Raw genomic sequence first — 19,931 nt, forward strand, 5'->3', positions numbered from 1 at the left:
CCCGAGGCTTCATGAGAATAGCGATAGCAAGTGGAAAAGGAGGTACTGGTAAGACTACAGTGTCTCTTAACCTTGCGTTGTCCCTAGGGGATGCTCAGCTCCTCGACTGTGATGTAGAAGAACCAAACTGCAACCTGTTCCTGAAACATGAGCTTGAAAAAGTGAGAGATGTAGGGATACAAGTCCCTGCCATTTCCAATGATAAATGTAATCTCTGTAAGAAATGCGTAGATATCTGCCGTTTCAATGCATTTGTAAAATTACCTAAAAGTATCATGCTTTTTCCTAAGTTATGCCATGGTTGTGGCGCCTGCTCCCTTGTGTGCCCACAGGGTGCCATCTATGAAGAAATCCGAAAAATCGGAATCATTGAAAGATCTGCTTCGCAGACCTGCGGCACAGAATTATACCAGGGCTTGTTAAATATCGGCGAACCAATGGCCTCCCCCATAATACGTGCACTTAAAGAACACATTGATGATACCAGAACAGTGATAATAGATTCTCCACCGGGTACTGCATGCCCGGTCATTTCTGCTATAACCGGTGTAGATTGCTGCGTGCTAGTCACAGAACCCACACCTTTTGGACTACATGACCTATCACTTGCCGTAGAATTAGTGAAAGATATGAAAATTCCACATGGAGTGATCATCAACCGACATGACATTGGTAATGACAGTGTAGAAAGATATTGTTTAGAAAACAACATTCCAGTGCTTATGAAGATACCCTATGAAATAAAAATAGCTGAATTGTACTCTGAAGGTATCCCTTTCGTGCTGAAAATGCCACATTGGAAAGAAAGATTCGTAGATATGTTCAGACAACTGCAAGTGCTGACGGGCAGGTGTTGAGATGTTAAAACAGATCACTGTAATCAGCGGCAAGGGAGGTACAGGTAAGACCACCCTTACAGCAGCTTTTGCTTCCCTTGCGACTAATGCCCTTATAGCAGATTGCGATGTCGATGCTGCAGATCTTCATCTGATACTGCATCCAGAATCAACCAGCAAATTGGATTTTTATGGAATGGAAGTCGCTTCCATTAATATAAATAAATGTTCTGCTTGCGGCATATGCCGGGAAAGGTGCAGGTTTGGTGCCATCTCTAAAGACCTGTTCATTGATGAACATGCCTGTGAGGGATGTGGAGTATGTGCACTTATCTGCCCTGAAGATGCAATCATAATGAAAGAACATAAAGCTGGAGAAATATACAGATCCATAACACGATTTGGCCCTTTAGCCCATGCCAGGTTAGGAATAGGAGAAGAGACCGGCGGAAAACTTGTCTCAATGGTAAGGAAAAATGCCAGTGAAATGGCTGCAATGGATGACATTGACCTCATTGTTATAGACGGACCTCCCGGAACCGGATGCTCCGTAATAGCTTCCATATCTGGCGTGGACCTTGTATTCATAGTTACAGAACCAAGTATATCAGGAGTTCATGACCTAGAGAGAGTCCTTGAAGTCGCTGCTCATTTTGGAATAAGGATGGTTGTTTGTATCAACAAATACAACGTCAATGAAGAAAAGACAGCACTTATAGAAGAATACTGCAAAAGTAAAGGCGTTGAGGTGGTGGGCAAGCTTCCTTTAAGTGAAATTCCCACTAAAGCAATGCTCGAAAGCAAAACAGTAATTGAATATGATGATGGTGTTTTTTCTGGAACAATTCGGGATATGTGGCATAAGATAATGACATGTATACATTAAACGAACGAGATATTAAGTTTTGATCCTAGTTGGGATGGGCAGATCCTGATTCAGAACATGGGGTTGCTGAGAATTGATGTGTATCGAATAGACGATATTTTGAGACTTTTTCCGCAAACATACAGAAGGAGATTTACAGGCTTTGGATTTCCTATCTGAATCATTTATCCATCCGGAGGCAAACAGTAATATAATTAACATTCGTTATAGATTTCCAAAACCTTTTTATGGTAGAAGCGACAAAAGATTAGAGTGTAGGGATAGATATGTCCGGCATTCTTAACAGAAAGGCTGGTGGATCTCACCCACTGGCAAATATAACTCTGGATTATGTAGAAATCCTTATTGCACTTCTTATTCTGATACTTCTGGTTTCTTCCATTGACAGGATGGTCGATTTCTTTAACCTGGTAAAAGCAATACTCTGCCCTAACAGTTTCTCATACGGTCCATGAAATGCCCAAAATACTAATAAAATAAAGAGAAGGAAGACTTTATCCTTATCTTTTCTTTTCTAAAAACAGAAGTGCAACGAATGCAATGATGGATGAGATAACTGCAAATCCTGGTGTCGAAGGCACGGGTATAGCACTCTTTGGTTCTTCTGCGAAATTAAGAGCCTCAACTGCATCAATGTCTGCCCCAGGTTCCCTGCCGGCAGTACTTGTTTCCCGGTCTTCAATCTTCACATATCTGGCCCAATTGAGTTTAGAATCAGCAAGGTCGAATTCAGCAGTCCCTTTCCCTTCGCCAAGGGATTCCCACGTTTCCATGTCCTGGCTGACAAATACCTCATAGGCCTCAGGAGCATCCTTGCCGTAGAATATTTGATCCTTTTCGTATACCCTCAGATCATCTCCATCCTCATCAATAATTAACTCGTTAGCACCCATGTCAACTATTACGTATCCGCCACCCAATGAAAGAGGATAGATGTTATTCAAGTCCACGACACCTATAATGTAGGTTGGAAGGTTGTTTATATTAGATGTTCCTCCTACCTCCATTTCCACGACATTGTTAGCATAGGCACGGCTGTCAGTTCCCGGAGTTCTCCCATCTGCTGCAAGTGCAGTAAGGGAGAGAGAAAGCATTAGGATCAACGATATGATCATGTAAGATAGTTTTCGTTCTAGCATGTGACCACCCATAGTGAATTGTCATCATTGATACTTACCTATCTGTAGATAAAACTATCTCTATTTTTAGGGAACAATTCATCATTCAATCCATACATTTAGTTTAAAAATAATGTGTATGATACTTAATTTATCATATACCACTCGATCCCATATTTGATCTTCCGGCAAAAGATGCCCATGGTAAAGTACATAGTGGGCATTCCGGACCAAATCCGGCTTCTGCATAACCTCTCATTCCACCCGCTGCGTTGAACACTTTCTCAAAACCTTTTTGTTTAAGGAGGCTGGAACCCATGCTAGACCGCTGGCCACTCCCACATATAAGAACTGTTTCTTCTGCGGGGTCAAGTTCCACATACCTCTCTCTCAACTCAGCTACAGGGATATTAATGGCATTCTGAATATGGAAATTTTCATATTCTTTTACTGCTCTGACATCCACAAGGACCGTAGCATCACCTTGTATCACTCGTTGATGTAATTCATGCGAGGATAACTGCGGTACATGTCCGGTGGGATAACCGGCAGTAACCCATGCATACATGCCACCGGTCAAATATCCATAAACTCTGTCAAGTCCCACTCTGCGCAACTGAATAGAAGCCTCAACTGCCTGCCCATACCCTCCGGAAACCAAGAGGATGTCTTTTTCAGGCGGAAGCAACCAGCCTGCAAAAGTTGGGAAATTACTGTCAATATCAATGCTGTAAGCTCCGGGGACATGTTGTCCTCCGAATGCTTCAAAGTTGCGTACATCCAGCACTAAAACATTGTTGCCTGCTGCAAGAGAAGAGAAAATAGAAGTTTCCAATTCTTCCAAAGGAGACAAGTTGCTGACTTTCACAGGTCCCTGCCGATTGATATCTGTGCACCTGCCGAAATGATCGGGCGCGTCGGGCATACCATGAGTAAGTGACCTTATGAATTCCCTGCGATCACTTATGTTGAGTGCATAGTTGAATTTTTTCTCATACCCGATAGTACTGGTCCTTTTTGCTGCCATTGCTCTGCCACAGAGGGAACCTGCACCATGAGCAGGATATACTTCACAGGTATCGGGAAGCTTCATTATTTTCTCATGCAGACTATCATAGAGCTTAAAAGCAAGCTCCTCCGCTCTTCCGGGAAACAGGTCAGGACGTCCTACATCCCCCACAAAAAGAGTATCTCCGCAAAACAATGCTACCGGATCTTCTCCCCTGGACCTGTCCGTTACCACATAGGAAATGTGTTCCGGAGTGTGTCCGGGTGTCTCAAGTACTTTTATGGACATATCCTCTATCTCAAAAAAATCGCCTTCAGAGAGAGGCACGTAGTCAAAATCGAAATTTGCAGATCTGGGGCCGTATATCATGGCCCCGCTTTTCTTTGCCAGGTCCATATGCCCGGATATGAAATCTGCATGCAGATGGGTTTCAAGTATGTGTGTTATGCGGGTCCCCATCTCTCTGGCAACTTCAATGTACATGTCAGCATCACGACGCGGATCCACTATGGCACATACCTTGTCGCCACCCAGAAAATATGAGCTGTGTGCAATCTTTTTTGTAAAGAACTGCTGTATAATCATGAACTTCACTCCCAATTTGAATATTCCATACAGATACAAATAGATGACTTATATGATCCATTATTAATACCAAGTCTAATAATTCATTCGTTTAATCAAGAAACATTAAAATACAGAATATTTGTATTGACTGAAAAAAAGATGCCTATTTTGTGGTATATTCCAAAAACCTTATATTTTCTACGAGCTTAAAGCCATATACATATCATGTGCAAGGAGCAAGTACATATTGAAAAGCAGTCAATAAGAATTGTTGAGCAAAGAACATACTAAATCATCTGGCGGTCTATCTGCTCCCTATTTGTGCATGAATATGTATGGCTAAGATAAATGAGAGGAAAATGAAAGCGTTTTCCTTTCATCCATCTCCTTTCTTTCTGTAATACATCACTATTGGTAAGAGAACATATTTTTTGTACACTAACCAACTTTATAGGAGTAATATAAAAGTCTTTTTTAATATAGTTCTCTGAGTACACACCACTAAACATGTCGAACTATGACCAATCACAAATACACCATATTCCCGAGTTGAAGTTAGAGATTTAATCAAAAATCAACGCCCAATTTGAGATCACATCAAAAAACTTAAATAACCCTTAGTTGCTACAGAGATTCATGGAATGTTTTACAGGACTGGAAGTATCCCCGAGAAAAGTTGACTACCTAAAATTCCTTCTTAAAAAGGAAGAGACAGTGCGTACAACTGACATATCATCCGAACTCAAAGTAGACCCATCCACAATAACAAAGACCCTGGGAGACCTTGCAACCCAAGGATACGTGGACCACGTCCCTTACAGAGGAGTACGGCTGACAGAAAAGGGTAAAGAATATGCACAATTCCTGATCCACAGACATAACATCTTAAGCCTCCTTCTGACACATTATGGACTTTCTGCTGAAGAATCCTGCCATGAGGTATCCAGATTCGAAGCTTATGTTTCCAAAGATGCAATTGAAAAGATATGTGCTTCAATGGGACACCCGACTGTGAGTGTCTGTGGAAAGATACCGCATGGTTCATGCAGGATTGGAGAGCATTCCTAACAGGAATAGAAATTTTTTTATCTAACTGGTTTGGTATAGCACCAAATTGTTTGTACATAGAGAACATTGATAACAAACCAATACTAGGTGGAGTATGAACAAATTAATGAAAACATTAGCAATCATTGCAATATGTGCCATATTGCTGTTTAGCGGATGCACTGAGAAAGTGCAGGAAAACTCTGCAGAAACAAAAACTTCTGACGACAAAATGTTAGTTGCCGTGAGCCTCCTTCCACAGGCAGAATTTGTGGAACAGATAGGAGGAGACAAGGTAAGCACAGTAGTAATGATCCCTTCAGGAGCAAGCGTGCATACATATGAACCCACTCCAAGCCAGCTGAAAGATCTCAACAACGCACAGATCTATGTAGAAGTGGGCTCAGGAGTGGACTTTGAACTTGCCTGGATGGACGATCTTTTGTCCGTCAACTCAGACATGTATGTTGTAAACTCATCCAAAGGCATCCAGCTCAGGACAATGGGCGAAGATGAACAAGAAGAGCATGCCGAAGAAGAAGAACATGACCACACTGGCCTTGATCCACACGTCTGGACTTCACCTCAGGAAGCAAAGATAATGGTCAAGAACATATATGAAGGACTTGTAACCGTTGACCCGGACAATGAGGCAACATACAAACAGAACTATGATGCTTACATCACAAAACTGGACGAAGTTGATGCCAAGCTAAAAGCCGCACTTGCCGGAAAAGAAGGAGCCAGTTTCATTGTATACCATCCCGCATGGGGATATCTGGCAGATGACTATGGATTACATGAGATTTCCATAGAAGTGGAAGGAAAGGAGCCAAGTGCACAGGATATGCAAAAGCTGATAGACACCGCTAAAGAAAAAGGAATAAAAGTAATCTTTGTGCAGAAGGGATTCAGCACAGCAAGCGCACAGACGATTGCCGAGCAAATTGGTGGTGAGGTGGTAGAGGTCGATCCACTTGCAAAGGATTATATAGATAACTTGGATAGGGTCTCTAATGCATTTGCAAAAGGACTGGCATGAATGACAGATGTCATAGAACTTCAAAATATATGGGTAAATTATGGCAACGTCACGGTACTGGAGGATATTAACCTTACAGTACATGACAAAGATTTTTTGGGAATTATTGGCCCTAACGGAGGAGGAAAAAGTACTCTTTTAAAGGTGATCCTGGGCATCATAACCCCCGACAAGGGGGTTGTGAAGCTTCTGGGCGATAAACCGGAGAAGACACGCAAATATGTAGGGTATGTGCCCCAGTATGCCTCCTTCAATCTTACTTTTCCTATCAGTGTATGGGAAGTCGTCCTGATGGGACGCATGAGCACTGTCGGCCCTTTAAGAAGATATGGTGAAAAAGATCACCAGGCCGCACAGGAAGCTTTGAATAAAGTTAAAATGTTGGAATACAAGGATCGCCAGATAAGTGAATTGTCAGGCGGGCAACGCCAAAGGGTTTTCATTGCCAGATCTCTTGTGACCGACCCCAAACTCCTCATCCTTGATGAACCTGCAACAGGAGTTGATTCTGTAATGCAGAAAGAGTTCTATGAACTGCTGAAGGAACTTAAACAACATATAGCTATTATAATGGTCTCTCACGATATCAGTGCTATTTCTATCTATGTGGACAAGGTGGCATGCCTTAACAGGAAATTACATTATCATAATTCCAAAGAACTAAGTCCTGAAGACCTTGATGCTTCGTATGCATGCCCCGTGGAAATGCTTGCACATGGGATGCCGCACAGAGTACTTAAATTACACTGAGGTAGTAAAAACATGTTAGAGATCCTTCAGTATGACTTCATGAGAAATGCCCTCATCACTGCGATCCTTGCAAGCATAGCCTGTGGGATTATAGGTGTTTATGTTGTTGTCAAAAAGATAGTATCCATTAGCGGAGGGATCTCTCATGCTTCATTTGGTGGTGTGGGCCTTGGATATTTCCTTGGAACAAATCCTCTTTACGGCCTCATACCGTTCAGTCTCTTCTCGGCTCTGGTGATGGGACTTGTGAGCAAGCGCTCAAAGGTATCTGAGGATACTGCTACAGGTATACTCTGGTCCCTGGGTATGGCACTGGGCATTATTTTCATAAATCTGACACCTGGTTATGCACCTGATCTGATGACCTATCTTTTCGGTAACATACTTACAGTTTCCACATCCGACCTGTATGTAATGCTTGCCCTGGATGCCCTTATAGTGGTAATAGTATATGCTTTTTATAAGGAGTTCATGGCCATGTGCTTCGATGAGGAATTTGCATCTGTTATAGGAGTGGCAGTGGAACGCATGTATTTGCTTCTTTTGTGCCTCATAGCTCTAACTATTGTGCTGCTTATCAAAGTAGTAGGTATAATCCTTATAATAGCCCTGCTTACCATGCCAGCCACACTGAGCGCGCATTATACACATAACCTGCGTAATATGATGGCCCTATCTATCTTTTTTGGTGCACTCTTCAGTATTATGGGACTTTTCCTGTCTTATTTCCTGGATATACCATCAGGTGCCACTATTATCCTTGTGATGTCAGCAGTATATATCATCCATTTTATGTATGACGGCATTAAGAAGAAGATACATGCTTAAAGGATATGCAGTATTAAAACTAATATCTAAAGTAATTAATGGATATTGGTGCTTAAATGCAGTCCGACCACTCCTATTATGATTAGTGCAAGGAACATTATTCTTATAAGTGGCATTGGTTCGTTGAACCCTATGAACCCAATAAGTGAAATCGTTGCAACCCCAATGCCTGCCCATATAGCATAGGCAACACTTACATCGATCTTTTTCAGGGCGATGGTAAAAGACACAAAACTGATACCATAGAACACAAATATCAATATCGATGGTAATGTTCTTGTAAACCCTTCAGACAGTTTCATACATGTGGTCCCGCATATTTCGAACAGTATTGCAGCGGCAAGGTATAGGTAGCTCATATTCCTCCTTTTATATCGTAAACTTTAAAGCCGTTATTTGGATAGTCAGATGATTTTTAGACCTTAAATACAATAGTTTTAAGAAAATAGTTACAGCCTTTTCTAAGAAAAGAATTAAAAGGAAATATCCTTAAACTTTTGCTAGCTCTTTTATCTTATTCAATACCGTGATAGCATCTTCTTTTTTAACATCTGTCTCTTGGTTGCGACAATAATGCAGCAGCTTTTTCCCAACTTCGTCGGAAAATAACCCGGCTCTTATTCCATCCCGCACCATACCAAGATAGCTTCTCTGCCCGTACTGTGTCTTCTTGACTATAGCGGTGAGTTCAATGCATGTATCATGGTCGATAATACCCTCCATAAAAGCTGCCTTTAATGTCTCACGTATGTTTACCATGGGAACAGATACCGGCTCAAAAGTATCTGGGTTTGTGGCTACGGCAACTTCATCATCATCCTCGATGACACCATCCCTGTACCATTCGTATATCCTCCCTACACCGATCATGCCATGCACGTCAAGTTCAGACGCCCTCAAAGCCCCCATGCTGCCACCTCCGACAACGTAAACTCCTGCTTCAAGAGCTCTGAGAATCTCCTTATGGGCAACAGCCGCCCGGTTAAAAAAAATACCATCGATTATACCGATGATCCCATAGCCCTCTTGGAGCACCTCATTTATATTACCCCTGAAAACAGGTGGCCTATATGTGGCATCCAGCAGAGTCCTTGCCTCGCTATGACTTATGCTGGTACCCGTGAACACTAAGATCCTTCGGTCACTCATCAACGGACCATTCTCCTCTTCCAGGGCCTTTCCTCAGGAGAGAGTTTTTTCCTGGGAGAAGTCTTGATCCTGCTACCTATGCGTTCACGGTCAATGGTGTATAGCTCAAAGGTGGGCACGATCACTCTCACTACCGGTACACTTATACTTTCTCTGGACAGGTCAACGACTATCGCACGTTCGGCTACATTGCCTATCTTTTCAAGCAAAAGAGCAATATTAGTTGAAGGACGATCAGTGGACACATCCTTGATATCGCAAAGATGAACTTTTTCCCCTTCTTCATACCAATAGCTGTTCATGCGTTTGATGCGGCCATAACCAATATCTCTTACGAATTTTTCCCGTTCCGTATCCTCCCTGGCACCGTGTATCTGCACCACCCTTGATTGTGCAGCTTCGGTGACGGCCCTTTTCACAGCTATGGAGGGATCAAGATGCGAACCGGCACCCATTACAAGCAGTGCAGGATCTTTCAGCCGCACATCGTCCAGGGCAGCTACTACTGTAGAGACACCTGTATCATGAAACAGCAACCATAACTTGATGTCAATACCGTTCTCTTTGCACATTTGGACAAGCCTGTAGTTTTCTCCGTCATCTTCTGTAAGTAAGATCTCCTTTCCAGGAAAACGGTTGAACTCCGCACTGCTGAGGGCATCCCGTTCCAAAACTTCCAGCAGGCCATGAAAAATAGCTTCCTCAATAGTATTACCGGCAGCCAGACCATTTGTATTGGTACGGAAAAGTTTCACAGACATGCCAGGGGCATCGTAAGGATGATATACGGCATTAGTAGGTACCAGGACTTCTTCTTTCTTCAACAGGTCCCAGCCAGCAGTCCACTCGATACGGGAAGAAGGCATTAGTTTTTCAGGTAGCAGAAGAGAGTGAGGTTCAATAAGATTATAACTTGAACTGGCAATTTCAGGAGTTTCTATGAACTCATGGGAAGCTATGCCCTCCGGCACATTTTTATTTATACCGCTGCGCTCCGCAAGACATCTCTCAAAGCTTTCCATTATTGCAGATATGCGCGCTTGCACCTCATTTGATCCCTTTCCAGAGTATACGGAGATTGCACCATCCGCTGCACTTGGCCTGATACTGGAAAATACAGGTATGCCTATTCTGTCAAGATCTGTGATATTGGCAATGCGGGTGACTCCGATATCTTTGAGCAACGGTTGAACCCTTTGAAGGGTTTCCTCTTCGGTGAACACACGCTGGGTTCCCTCAATATAGGTAAGGGATTCGTCTATGGTAATCTCGGGCATTAGTATCGAAACTCTCCTGCATATATTATATGTTTTGCGACGCCAATCTTGACTCTACATCAAGTTATTAATATAAGACACGATAAACGATTACATGTCAGTTTTACTGATAAGGGGGTTCGTATGAAACAATACATTTTGATAGTATTAACCATACTTGGAATAATGCTGCTCTCGGGCTGTGCCGATACGTCGGAACAGGAGACAGCAGAAGATGATCAAGAGATAAATGGGTCTGACGAAGGGATTACAACTCCGGATGACAATGTTACGACAGGATCAGAAGAGATAGTATCTCCCGATGGTTTTTCCGTATATTCGTATCTCACGGAGAATAATTATCATGAATGGTCTTTGTGGCCGGGAACAGAAGAAATGACCTCCAGTTCTGCGGTTCATGGGGCATTTGTAACGGTCTATGTTTCGGATGATGCCCTGACAGCCATTAATGCCGGTGCGAAAGAAATGCCTTACGGAACAATGGTAGTAAAAGATGGGTTTAATGCGAATAAAGAATTCACTAATACTGTTGTAATGTACAAGGTAAAGGGATTTGACCCCGACCACAATGACTGGTTCTGGGCATCTTACACAGCTACTGGTGATGTGACAAATGAAGGTATTTTGAGTTCATGCTATAATTGCCACAACAAAGCTGCTCAGTCGGACTACTTATTCACTCTAAGCAAGTAGAGGAAGTAACTCCTCTTTTTTTATAAGTCATCAGATTCATACTCTAGCTTAAAGCTTATTTTTTTATGTCACTTATATTTGTTCTTGAACAAACTTATTTTGCAATTAGACTTTATACTTAAAGCTGTTTAAGCTATCCTGTTTACGAAAGCAAGTAGCCGTATATTAAAACATGAAAGTGACATTGAAAAGTAGATGGCAAATATAAAATAGTTACATTTCTTACATCACTGGTTTTTGTAATAATATAGTATTACTGACATCAAAAATTCCATTGCTCAAAGATAAGTATCCCCAGCAAAAGTAACAGAAAAAAGAACAGCACAATAAGCACCATATTCTGGAGAGGGTCGTAGGCTGTAAGGAATTTCAGATTCTACATACATTATGTACACCAAGGAATATTCTCTTTCTGGCAATATTTGATTCTTATGGGGCTTTAAGTAAGAAACTCTTGATCGCCAACTAGTAGTATGCGCCAGATATTTATATAATAAAGGCTAAATATAAGTTTCAGCGAGCCAAAGTAGATAAATATGTTTACTATGTAAATAATAATATCTGGAGGCTTTCTCTGTCTAAAGTGAGACGTGAGGTGTAAAAATGAATTCAAAAATCGAAGAGAAAAGTAGGAATAATGATTCCCGCCGTTCATCCATTAATTGCTATACAGTGGTAGGTGGGGTCATCAGAGGCAGGCTTGACCCAGAAGATATGGACCTGTACCGTTTCATGGTCGGTGGTCTTCAGGCAAAATAGCCTGCAAAACTATTTTTTACAGGCTGGCGTATTAGGTCGCATGTACGACCTGCCAGCAATAAGAAAAGATTTCCCTCTTCTTGAGGAGTTTATATATCTGGATAATGCTGCAACTACACAGACACCTGTACCGGCAGTAAAAGCCATGGAAGAATATTTCTATAAGTATGCAGCCAACCATGGCAGGGGCGCCCATCGGCTTGCAAGAATGACCACTGACCGGTACGAAGATGCCAGAGAAACGGTTGCGTCATTCCTTAATGCTGATGTCACAGGAACTGTTTTCACCCGAAATGCCACAGAAAGTATCAACATGCTGGCTTACGGCCTCCAGTGGCATCCGGGAGACCATGTGATCGTTTCCATTGTGGAACACCACTCTAACCTGCTTCCCTGGCTGAGGCTGCGGGATCAGGGAGTAGAGATAACAGTTGTACAGGCTAATGAGGAAGGAGTGGTAGATCCTCAACAAATTGAGTTATCCATCACAGATAAGACGTGTTTGATAGCTGTAAACCATGTAACAAATGTGTTCGGCTCCATACAGGATATAAGAACAATGACCAAAATAGGCCATAAAAATGGTTGTCAGGTGCTTATTGATGCTTCCCAGTCAGCAGGGCACATGCCACTGGATATGAAAGAAGTGGGAGCGGATTTTATGGTAACCCCGGGCCACAAGGGTTTGCTGGGACCGCAGGGCACCGGTATGCTTTGCCTCAGGGACCCGGATTCTATAAAACCGATGTACGTAGGTGGAGGCATGGTGAACTCCGTATCCATAGACGGTTACCAGATAGAAGCAAGCCCTGCACGTTTTGAGGCGGGTACACCCAACATCCCCGGAGTCATTGGCCTTGGCAGAGCTGTGGAATATGTACGGGATGCGGGTATTGGAAACATAGAGAAGCATGAAACAACATTGGCCAGGAAAACTGCATCCCTGCTTGCTGAGATACCACAGGTGCAGGTATATGGCCCTAAAAACAGGGCAGGAGTTGTACCTTTTAATGTTCAGGGAATGAATCCACATGATGTTGCCATTATCCTTGACCAGACACGTAAGATCTGCGTGCGCAGCGGTTATCACTGTGCTATGCCCGCAATACAAAACATTGGCCTTAAAGGCACAGTACGCGCATCTTTTGCTCTGTACAATACAATAGAGGAAGTAGAGGCACTTGCAGAAGCTGTTTCAAACATTGCTGCACTTGTTGGCTGATGAAGAGATATGGAGAATAGAAGGTAATAAAGTTCAATGGTGGTTCATTGGAAAAGATCTTTATCCGGAATGCTACAATAAAAGATATCGAACAGATAATGGAGATAGAACACGAATCGTTTTGTGAAACCGTGCACGAGGACCGATCTGTATTTAGAGATCGCATCTCAACTTTTCCTGATGGTTTTTTAGTTTTGGAAGTAGATGAGAGTGTTTGCGGATATATATCTTCAGAGATCTGGAACTACTCTGAAGAAATACGAGAAGATAGGTTCGATCTGAATCACAGTATCAGTACGGTCCATAGTACTACTGGTTCCGAGCTTTACATATCATCGATAGGCATTCTTAAAAAACATCGCAGGAAAGGATATGGAAAACTATTGTTTTTAGAGCTGTCCAGGAGGATCACTGAGAAATACAACATCTCAAGTATGATCCTGATAGTGTCGGTTCAGTGGACGGCTGCAAAAAAGATCTATGAGAACAATGGTTTTAAGGAAGCAAGCAGGATACATAGATTTTTCGATGATGGAACTCATTCGGATGCTATTGTGATGAGGAAATACCTCTAAGATAACTGACCATGTTTTTCTGGATATGTTGGTCAGACACTAATTGAAACAAGATTTTATATTAATATAATGTAATTTACTTCATGAACAAGGGAGGCATTTGATTGAGCAAGGATATGTTGATGTGGGATGAAACTATATTCAGGAATCCCGAGATACTTGAACTTGACCATATTCCGGAATATTTTGCTCACAGAGATAGCCAGCTGCAATCACTTAAATTTGCCCTGAGACCTACGGCCAGAGGCATGCGCCCTCTGAATTGCCTCATAAGCGGCCCCCCGGGTACTGGAAAGACAACTGCCGTCAAAAAAGTGTTCAGTGAGCTGCAGGAACATGTAAAGAACGTAGTCTTTGTAAAGATCAATTGTCAGATAGATTCCACCCGTTTTGCCGTTATAGCCAAGATCTATGAGAACCTGCTAAAGGTTTCTCCTCCATCCTCGGGCGTATCCTTTGGGAAAGTATTCCAGAAAGTTGTAAACCATCTGATAACCTCTGACAGAATACTTGTGGTTGCCCTTGATGACATTAATTACCTTTTTCACGAAGGGCATGCCGATGAAGTAATGTACTCCCTTTTAAGAGCACATGAACAATATCCTGGCGCACGCATTGGAGTCATAGCTATTGTGAGCGACACTGGCACCATGTACAAGTTCGACCCCAGAGTAGGGTCGGTTTTTTTGCCGGAGGAGATTGCTTTTCCACGATACGAGTACAGAGAGATACAGGATATAATTAACAACAGAGTGTTTCATGCTTTCTTCCCGAACGTTGTGCCCACCGAAGTACAAGAAAAGATAGTGGAATACACAGACCTTACAGGTGACCTGCGCATAGGGATCGATCTGCTCAAGCGGGCTGGCCTGAATGCAGAGAGAAAAGCAAGTCGCAGTGTTTCTACCGAAGATGTGGAAAAAGCATACGAAGCTTCCCGGCTTTTGCACCTGTGCCGCAGTATAAGTTCCCTTAATGACCATGAGAAGACATTGTTACGCCTCATAGCCCAGGGAAAAGACCCTCAGACAGGTGAACTATACAAAGAGTTCCATGAAACAACACAACTTGGGTACACTCGTTTCTATGAGCTGGTGGAGAAACTCAACGCTTTACAGTATATAGATGCAGATTTTTCCGGAAAGGGAATGCGTGGAAGAACCCGGATCATAAAAACACGATACAATTCAGCAGATATACTCCACTGCCTTGGAAAGTAAGATATTTCTGAACTGAAGGTAAAAAAAAAGATTTAAGCGCAGATGCACTGCGCTCTGTTCCTAAGAAATATTTATTCCATGCCCATGCCGCCCATTCCTGGTGGCATGTTGGGGACCATGCCTTCTGCAGATGGACCTGCTGGTGCACGGGTCGAAGCGATGATGTCATCGATCCTGAGGATCATTACAGCAGACTCTGCAGCTGCATTGATCGCCTGGGTCTTTACCCTGAGAGGCTCTACAACGCCAGCTTTCCACATGTCGATTATCTCGCCAGTGAATACGTTAAGCCCTGCGGTCTTTGATCCCTTCTCATGGTGAGCACGCAGCTCCATGAGCTTGTCTATCGGGTCAAGTCCTGCGTTCTCTGCAAGTGTCCTTGGGATGATCTCAAGTGCCTCTGAGAATGCCTTAACTGCAAGCTGTTCCCTACCGCTGAGGGTTGCTGCATACTCATAAAGTCTCAGTGCTAGCTCTACCTCTGGTGAGCCGCCGCCTGCGACCAGTGTCTCATCCTCGATAGCAACTCCGACCACTCTAAGTGCATCGTGCAGTGCTCTTTCGATATTGTCTATGACATGCTCGGTACCGCCGCGCAGCAGAATTGAGACTGCCTTGGGGTTTTCGCAACCGGTGACAAAGGTCATTTCGTCGCCGCCGACCTTCTTCTCTTCTACAAGTTGTGCTTTGCCCAGATCCCCGGCTGTGATCTCATCGAGGTTGGTAATGAGCCTTCCACCTGTTGCCCTTGCCAGCTTCTGCATGTCGCTCTTCTTGACACGCCTCACTGCGAAGATACCGCTCTTGGACAGGAAGTGCTGTGCCATGTCGTCGATACCCTTCTGACAGAATACAACAGTTGCACCGCTTGCCACGATCTTATCGACGATGCTCCTGATCATCTTTTCTTCCTGGTCAAGGAAGGACTGTAATTGCTCAGGGGATGTTATAGAGATCTCTGCATCAACTTCGGTCTCTTTGAGCTCGATGGCTATGTTGATAAGAGCTATCTTTGCATTGGGGACCTTCTTGGGCATGTTGCTGTGCACACGCTCTTTGTCGATGATCATGCCGGTAATAAGTTCGGAGTCCTCGATACGTGCTCCAACCTTCTTTTCGACATTGATGTTGTCCATCTCTACCTTGTTCTTACCGTCGGTAGTATCAACAATGCTCTTAATAGCGGATACTGCGATCCTGGAAAGCACGTCCTTGGAAGCCTCTGCACCTTTTCCGGTCATTGCTGTCCCGGCGATGTTCAGAAGAATACCCTCATCATTAATGGTGACTTTCCTTGCAAGGGTTTGAAGGATATCTGCAGCCCTTTCTGAAGCAAGCCTGTACCCGGAAGCGATGATAGTTGGGTGAACGTCCTGCTCGATAAGCTCTTCTGCCTTCTTCAGCAGTTCGCCTGCTATTACTGCTGCTGTGGTGGTACCGTCGCCCACTTCATCGTCCTGGGTCTTGGAGACCTCGACGATCATTTTTGCAGCAGGGTGCTCTATGTCCATTTCTTTAAGGATGGTTGCACCGTCATTGGTGATAACAACGTCCCCCAGGCTGTCCACAAGCATTTTGTCCATGCCTTTTGGCCCCAGGGTGGTCCTCACTGCCTCTGCAACTGCCTTTGCGGCCATAATGTTGTTGCTCTGAGCTTCTCTGCCTTTTGTTCTCTGGCTTCCTTCTCTTAAGATGAAAATCGGCTGTCCAGCCATCTGTCCTGCCATTTATTTATCCTCCTTTAGTAGTGTAATAAAAGATTAGATCTATCAGACGATTTTAGATGATTGTGGTTCTATATAATCGTTACGCATGTGCAAAACCAAACACACTTTAGAACGGAGATTAGAAAATCGCAGAGTGATATCGAAAAACACTGTTGTCACCCTGCATTAAAAAGAAGAAAGATCTTCACTTCACTATAGCTTTAGGAGAGCGTCTTATGAATCTCCTCTTTGCGCCTGAGGCCATATACCTCTGTGCCGGACCCGGGTGCGCCTTTGCTTCCTTTGACTTCTCTACCTTAATGGTCCTACCTTTTCTTCCTTTGACCTTTGCCCATACTACGCTGCCTGTTTTACCCATTATGAATCCTCATGTATTATTTGAATATCGATAAAGTTATCATCTGTAAGTTTAGCATTAGAGGTGATGCTCATAATTAAACTTTACGGGAATATTGCTCTTTTTTAACTTTTCTCAGGATACATTGAAGATACACTTAATAACGTGCCGGTTAAAAATGGCTGCCATAATCAATGGAGTTGGTCATTGTAGCCAGACCATCTATAGAAGAACAAATACTTGACACAAAAAAAGAGCTCCGTGATCTGCTGGAATATCCTATCGGAAAGCTCTGTGAGATCATCAAAGAAGTGGGCTTTGAGTGTGACCTGTGTGCAAAATGCTGTACCAGTGAGTTCAATGACCATATTTTCCTGCTTGATAAGGAAGTATCCCGTATCAGGAAGATATCACCTGATGCATTGAAACCTGCCCCATATTTTGAATTTTGTGATAACAACGGGACTTTCTATGTTTCGGGTTATGCCCTGCGGACCAAAGAAGATAGTTCGTGCATGTTCCTTGAAAAGGGCAGGTGTCAGATCTATGAAGACAGACCCATGATATGCAGGCTTTATCCTTACATGCTTCACCGTGAAGCCGATGATTCCGGAAAAGTAGACTGGAGGCAGATCAGCGGCCTGAACGAACACGGATGCTATCATTCGGAGATAACTGATGAGGAATGCAGCAAGGTAGCTGCCCTTACCAAAGAATACGAAACAGCATACCTGGAACACCAGATCTGTTTCCTGGAAATCGTCAGTAAACATTTCAAGGAACACGGCCTGAAACACGTACAGAGCACTTATGATCGCATGATGCGAAACCTGAACAGGGGTGAAAAAGTGAGGATCATGGTATTCTGCAATGGAAAGTTCGAAGAGCATCTGCTCTGAAAACTATTATATTTGGACAATTGCGGGATAGTCATTCCCATGAACCCGTTATCTTGCCGCTCAGAGCAAGCTTACCAAGCTCACTGTTGACCTTCTCACTCACCTTACTGGGAGACACATGCGCATAAGGAGTTCCAGGCAACGGTTCAAGATAATGTGCCCGCACTTCTCCGCCTTTGCTGCAGATCCACTGGATAAGGGCCAGGCTCATTTCCTGCTCCTCTTCGGCCTCATCCGGGAAACCTAAGATAAAGTCAACGGTGGGTGTGATCCCATGTTCAAAACAACGTTCAACAGCTATCTCCACTTCTCTCACAGTGTGTCCCCTGTGAATATCTCTGAGGATCCGTTCACTCCCGGACTGTGCACCAAGGCTGATCCTGTCATTGGTGCAATATTCCTTCACCATTTCCAGAGATTCGTCTGTCACGAACTCGGGCCTCACTTCCGAAGGAAAAGTGCCAAAATAAATATCCTTATTCCTGATTGCATACAAAGCCTCCAGCAGTTTCTCCACCTTGTCGAAACGCGGGTGTATACCATCGCTTCCGTAGGCAAACGAATTGGATGAAATGAACCTCAGGTCCTTGTAGTGCTGAGCACATTTAACGATGGAGTCTATACTGCGATGCCTTACCTTACTGCCGAACATCTGCGGTATCTGACAGTATTTGCACTTCCAGGGACATCCCCGGCTGATCTCTATGGGAGCCTTGATAAGATGAGGATCAAAACAGGGATAGTCATCCAGTTCTATGGGCTCCCTTTTGGGAGTGGAAATAATTTTTCCCTCAGTATCCTTGTAGGCGATACCTTTGACTGTGCTCACATCCCCGCCTTCCTGCAGCACCTTTACAAGCTCGGGAAGTGTTGCCTCGCCTTCACCGACTACCACATAATCAAAATATCGTAAAGTACCTTCCGGGTCCCCGGATGGATGAGGTCCTCCCGCTATGAAAATGGAATTGGTGGTTGCATTCTGCACTTCCCTGAAGACACTTGCTGCCTGTCTTGTCACCAGACTGTATATCATTATACCGTCAGTTGGTGTTTTAACTCTGCGTATGCTGGGCAGCAGAGGTGCAAGCGCAGCAAGGCTGAAAGCATTCTTTCTTTTCCACCTTAAACAAATGTCCATTAGTACACCACTTTTCCAGTACCTTTTTGCATCATCAGGAAGATTATCCTTCAGGCACTTCCACATAACCTTCACTGCTATTTACTTTTATGGACATGCCATCCTTAAGGAAAGTATATGGATCATTCTCCAGCCTGTCTACCAGCGGTATGGCAGAAATAATAGCACCCACAGCAACTATAGGTTCTGAGTCCAGGTTGATCATGGCTGCAGGGGCAACACCGTTCTTGAAAAGCTGGTATATTACATAGGAACCCACAGTAGAGCCCTTTCCATGGGGGAAGACCAGAACCTTGCCCTTTATCGACTGCCCGAAAAGTTCGTGGTTCGCATCCACTACTTTGCCGGTCTTAGGGTCTATGGTACCCAAAAAAGAAATTGGATCGCGTGTGATCATTACTTGCCCCTCTGCACAGCCCCTGGAAATGGTGCGGCATTTGACCTTCATTCCTTCACCGCCTCCCTTATACACTTATAGATGTCACCAAAAAGAGTGGGGACTCCGCACATTCCGGGCACGTATGCCAGGGCTTTGCCGGAGTTTACCATCATTGTTTTATATTTTTCAGTTGCCGGCGATACTACCATGCAGGTATCGCAGACCACTTTTGCCCCGCTCTTTTCAATGGACTGGACAAGCCCCGGATGTTTGTTTGCAACTTCCCTGGAAGTACAGATCCAGACTTCCTTATTGACAGTCCTGCCTTCAAGAAGTCCTGCTATAAGAGAAAGTTCAGCCGGGGAGCAATGCGGACAGCCGATGGTTACGATGTCCAGATCATTGATGTCGGGCTTTGTTCTGTCATATATCTCCCTGATCTGCCCTTCCTCAATGACTATATTCTCATCAGG

General features: G+C 43.7%; 23 protein-coding genes. 13 read left to right on the forward strand and 10 right to left on the reverse strand.

The features are described from left to right. From ACCM36_RS10215 to ACCM36_RS10225, 3 genes are all read left to right on the forward strand, one after another. Positions 1-857 (forward strand): ATP-binding protein (locus ACCM36_RS10215; RefSeq protein WP_370573655.1); only part of this gene is annotated, 857 nt, incomplete at its 5' end. Position 858: 1 nt separating this feature from the next. After that, positions 859-1,722, forward strand: a complete 864-nt coding sequence (locus ACCM36_RS10220; RefSeq protein ID WP_370573656.1) for a P-loop NTPase — start codon at positions 859-861, stop codon at positions 1,720-1,722. Positions 1,723-1,988: 266 nt separating this feature from the next. Beyond that, complete coding sequence (locus ACCM36_RS10225) at positions 1,989-2,177, forward strand: hypothetical protein (protein ID WP_370573657.1); 189 nt, start codon at positions 1,989-1,991, stop codon at positions 2,175-2,177. A 45-nt stretch (positions 2,178-2,222) separates the two neighbouring features. Here ACCM36_RS10225 and ACCM36_RS10230 read toward each other — a convergent pair whose 3' ends face one another. Both ACCM36_RS10230 and ACCM36_RS10235 read right to left on the reverse strand, forming a co-directional pair. Continuing rightward, entirely contained in the window at positions 2,223-2,861 is a 639-nt protein-coding gene (locus tag ACCM36_RS10230; RefSeq protein WP_370573658.1) for a hypothetical protein, read from the reverse strand. Positions 2,862-2,994: 133 nt separating this feature from the next. Continuing rightward, positions 2,995-4,434 (reverse strand): rhodanese-like domain-containing protein, encoded by a 1,440-nt coding sequence (locus ACCM36_RS10235; RefSeq protein ID WP_370573659.1) that lies wholly within the window; start codon positions 4,432-4,434, stop codon positions 2,995-2,997. Positions 4,435-5,052: 618 nt separating this feature from the next. Here ACCM36_RS10235 and ACCM36_RS10240 point away from each other — a divergent pair. From ACCM36_RS10240 to ACCM36_RS10255, 4 genes are all read left to right on the forward strand, one after another. After that, a complete protein-coding gene (locus ACCM36_RS10240; protein WP_370573660.1) occupies positions 5,053-5,484 on the forward strand; it encodes a metal-dependent transcriptional regulator in 432 nt (143 codons plus the stop codon). Between the two features lie 106 nt (positions 5,485-5,590). Further along, a complete protein-coding gene (locus tag ACCM36_RS10245; RefSeq protein WP_370573661.1) occupies positions 5,591-6,505 on the forward strand; it encodes a metal ABC transporter solute-binding protein, Zn/Mn family in 915 nt (304 codons plus the stop codon). Beyond that, positions 6,506-7,255 (forward strand): metal ABC transporter ATP-binding protein, encoded by a 750-nt coding sequence (locus ACCM36_RS10250; RefSeq protein WP_370573662.1) that lies wholly within the window; start codon positions 6,506-6,508, stop codon positions 7,253-7,255. Positions 7,256-7,267: 12 nt separating this feature from the next. Further along, positions 7,268-8,083 carry a metal ABC transporter permease gene (locus ACCM36_RS10255; protein ID WP_370573663.1) on the forward strand — a complete coding sequence of 272 codons (816 nt, stop codon included), beginning with the start codon at positions 7,268-7,270 and terminating at the stop codon, positions 8,081-8,083. 35 nt (positions 8,084-8,118) lie between these two features. On the opposite strand, the gene ACCM36_RS10260 is transcribed toward ACCM36_RS10255, so the two are convergent. The 3 genes from ACCM36_RS10260 to ACCM36_RS10270 form a co-directional block, all read right to left on the reverse strand. Next, positions 8,119-8,442, reverse strand: coding sequence for a multidrug efflux SMR transporter (locus tag ACCM36_RS10260; protein ID WP_370573664.1), 324 nt, complete (start codon positions 8,440-8,442; stop codon positions 8,119-8,121). Between the two features lie 130 nt (positions 8,443-8,572). Continuing rightward, the gene (locus tag ACCM36_RS10265) at positions 8,573-9,232 is read right to left on the reverse strand and encodes a TfuA-related McrA-glycine thioamidation protein (RefSeq protein WP_370573665.1); all 660 of its coding nucleotides are present in this window, start codon (positions 9,230-9,232) and stop codon (positions 8,573-8,575) included. Beyond that, the gene (locus tag ACCM36_RS10270; protein ID WP_370573666.1) at positions 9,232-10,509 is read right to left on the reverse strand and encodes a YcaO-related McrA-glycine thioamidation protein; all 1,278 of its coding nucleotides are present in this window, start codon (positions 10,507-10,509) and stop codon (positions 9,232-9,234) included. Before ACCM36_RS10270 ends, ACCM36_RS10265 begins: the two co-directional genes overlap by 1 nt. A gap of 123 nt (positions 10,510-10,632) precedes the next feature. On the opposite strand from ACCM36_RS10270, the gene ACCM36_RS10275 reads away from it, so the two are divergent. The 5 genes from ACCM36_RS10275 to ACCM36_RS10295 all read left to right on the forward strand — a co-directional run bounded on the left by ACCM36_RS10275 (position 10,633) and on the right by ACCM36_RS10295 (position 14,978). Then, a complete protein-coding gene (locus ACCM36_RS10275) occupies positions 10,633-11,202 on the forward strand; it encodes a cytochrome P460 family protein (RefSeq protein ID WP_370573667.1) in 570 nt (189 codons plus the stop codon). A gap of 603 nt (positions 11,203-11,805) precedes the next feature. Further along, positions 11,806-11,961, forward strand: coding sequence for a hypothetical protein (locus ACCM36_RS10280; protein ID WP_370573668.1), 156 nt, complete (start codon positions 11,806-11,808; stop codon positions 11,959-11,961). A 40-nt stretch (positions 11,962-12,001) separates the two neighbouring features. Then, entirely contained in the window at positions 12,002-13,183 is a 1,182-nt protein-coding gene (locus tag ACCM36_RS10285; RefSeq protein ID WP_370573669.1) for a cysteine desulfurase, read from the forward strand. 47 nt (positions 13,184-13,230) lie between these two features. Continuing rightward, positions 13,231-13,758 carry an N-acetyltransferase family protein gene (locus ACCM36_RS10290; protein ID WP_370573670.1) on the forward strand — a complete coding sequence of 176 codons (528 nt, stop codon included), beginning with the start codon at positions 13,231-13,233 and terminating at the stop codon, positions 13,756-13,758. Positions 13,759-13,862: 104 nt separating this feature from the next. Beyond that, complete coding sequence (locus tag ACCM36_RS10295) at positions 13,863-14,978, forward strand: ORC1-type DNA replication protein (RefSeq protein WP_370573671.1); 1,116 nt, start codon at positions 13,863-13,865, stop codon at positions 14,976-14,978. 71 nt (positions 14,979-15,049) lie between these two features. Here ACCM36_RS10295 and thsB read toward each other — a convergent pair whose 3' ends face one another. After that, on the reverse strand, positions 15,050-16,705 hold the full coding sequence (gene thsB / locus ACCM36_RS10300) for a thermosome subunit beta (protein ID WP_370573672.1): 1,656 nt from the start codon (positions 16,703-16,705) through the stop codon (positions 15,050-15,052). Positions 16,706-16,889: 184 nt separating this feature from the next. Further along, on the reverse strand, positions 16,890-17,063 hold the full coding sequence (locus ACCM36_RS10305) for a DUF5350 domain-containing protein (RefSeq protein ID WP_370573673.1): 174 nt from the start codon (positions 17,061-17,063) through the stop codon (positions 16,890-16,892). 173 nt (positions 17,064-17,236) lie between these two features. Between ACCM36_RS10305 and ACCM36_RS10310 the strand changes: the two genes are divergently transcribed. Beyond that, entirely contained in the window at positions 17,237-17,941 is a 705-nt protein-coding gene (locus ACCM36_RS10310) for a YkgJ family cysteine cluster protein (protein WP_370573674.1), read from the forward strand. 31 nt (positions 17,942-17,972) lie between these two features. Here ACCM36_RS10310 and ACCM36_RS10315 read toward each other — a convergent pair whose 3' ends face one another. The 3 genes from ACCM36_RS10315 to ACCM36_RS10325 form a co-directional block, all read right to left on the reverse strand. Further along, on the reverse strand, positions 17,973-19,079 hold the full coding sequence (locus ACCM36_RS10315; RefSeq protein ID WP_370573675.1) for a TIGR04013 family B12-binding domain/radical SAM domain-containing protein: 1,107 nt from the start codon (positions 19,077-19,079) through the stop codon (positions 17,973-17,975). Between the two features lie 43 nt (positions 19,080-19,122). After that, positions 19,123-19,527: a DUF126 domain-containing protein gene (locus ACCM36_RS10320; protein ID WP_370573676.1), complete on the reverse strand. Its 405-nt coding sequence runs from the start codon at positions 19,525-19,527 to the stop codon at positions 19,123-19,125. Next, positions 19,524-19,931: aconitase X (locus ACCM36_RS10325; protein WP_370573677.1), on the reverse strand; the 408-nt coding region annotated here is incomplete at its 5' end. The genes ACCM36_RS10325 and ACCM36_RS10320, both read right to left, overlap by 4 nt.

The sequence above is a fragment of the Methanomethylovorans sp. genome, from assembly GCF_041305605.1.
Lineage (GTDB): Archaea > Halobacteriota > Methanosarcinia > Methanosarcinales > Methanosarcinaceae > Methanomethylovorans.

Coding starts and splice junctions, on each gene's coding strand:
- ACCM36_RS10225 (WP_370573657.1), top strand. CDS start 1,989: ATGTCCGGCATTCTTAACAGAAAGGCTGGTGGATCTCACCCACTGGCA.
- ACCM36_RS10305 (WP_370573673.1), bottom strand. CDS start 17,063: ATGGGTAAAACAGGCAGCGTAGTATGGGCAAAGGTCAAAGGAAGAAAA.
- ACCM36_RS10255 (WP_370573663.1), top strand. CDS start 7,268: ATGTTAGAGATCCTTCAGTATGACTTCATGAGAAATGCCCTCATCACT.
- ACCM36_RS10240 (WP_370573660.1), top strand. CDS start 5,053: ATGGAATGTTTTACAGGACTGGAAGTATCCCCGAGAAAAGTTGACTAC.
- ACCM36_RS10230 (WP_370573658.1), bottom strand. CDS start 2,861: ATGCTAGAACGAAAACTATCTTACATGATCATATCGTTGATCCTAATG.
- ACCM36_RS10270 (WP_370573666.1), bottom strand. CDS start 10,509: ATGCCCGAGATTACCATAGACGAATCCCTTACCTATATTGAGGGAACC.
- ACCM36_RS10245 (WP_370573661.1), top strand. CDS start 5,591: ATGAAAACATTAGCAATCATTGCAATATGTGCCATATTGCTGTTTAGC.
- ACCM36_RS10280 (WP_370573668.1), top strand. CDS start 11,806: ATGAATTCAAAAATCGAAGAGAAAAGTAGGAATAATGATTCCCGCCGT.
- ACCM36_RS10235 (WP_370573659.1), bottom strand. CDS start 4,434: ATGATTATACAGCAGTTCTTTACAAAAAAGATTGCACACAGCTCATAT.
- thsB (WP_370573672.1), bottom strand. CDS start 16,705: ATGGCAGGACAGATGGCTGGACAGCCGATTTTCATCTTAAGAGAAGGA.
- ACCM36_RS10320 (WP_370573676.1), bottom strand. CDS start 19,527: ATGAAGGTCAAATGCCGCACCATTTCCAGGGGCTGTGCAGAGGGGCAA.
- ACCM36_RS10260 (WP_370573664.1), bottom strand. CDS start 8,442: ATGAGCTACCTATACCTTGCCGCTGCAATACTGTTCGAAATATGCGGG.
- ACCM36_RS10220 (WP_370573656.1), top strand. CDS start 859: ATGTTAAAACAGATCACTGTAATCAGCGGCAAGGGAGGTACAGGTAAG.
- ACCM36_RS10275 (WP_370573667.1), top strand. CDS start 10,633: ATGAAACAATACATTTTGATAGTATTAACCATACTTGGAATAATGCTG.
- ACCM36_RS10250 (WP_370573662.1), top strand. CDS start 6,506: ATGACAGATGTCATAGAACTTCAAAATATATGGGTAAATTATGGCAAC.
- ACCM36_RS10310 (WP_370573674.1), top strand. CDS start 17,237: ATGGAGTTGGTCATTGTAGCCAGACCATCTATAGAAGAACAAATACTT.
- ACCM36_RS10265 (WP_370573665.1), bottom strand. CDS start 9,232: ATGAGTGACCGAAGGATCTTAGTGTTCACGGGTACCAGCATAAGTCAT.
- ACCM36_RS10315 (WP_370573675.1), bottom strand. CDS start 19,079: ATGGACATTTGTTTAAGGTGGAAAAGAAAGAATGCTTTCAGCCTTGCT.
- ACCM36_RS10285 (WP_370573669.1), top strand. CDS start 12,002: ATGTACGACCTGCCAGCAATAAGAAAAGATTTCCCTCTTCTTGAGGAG.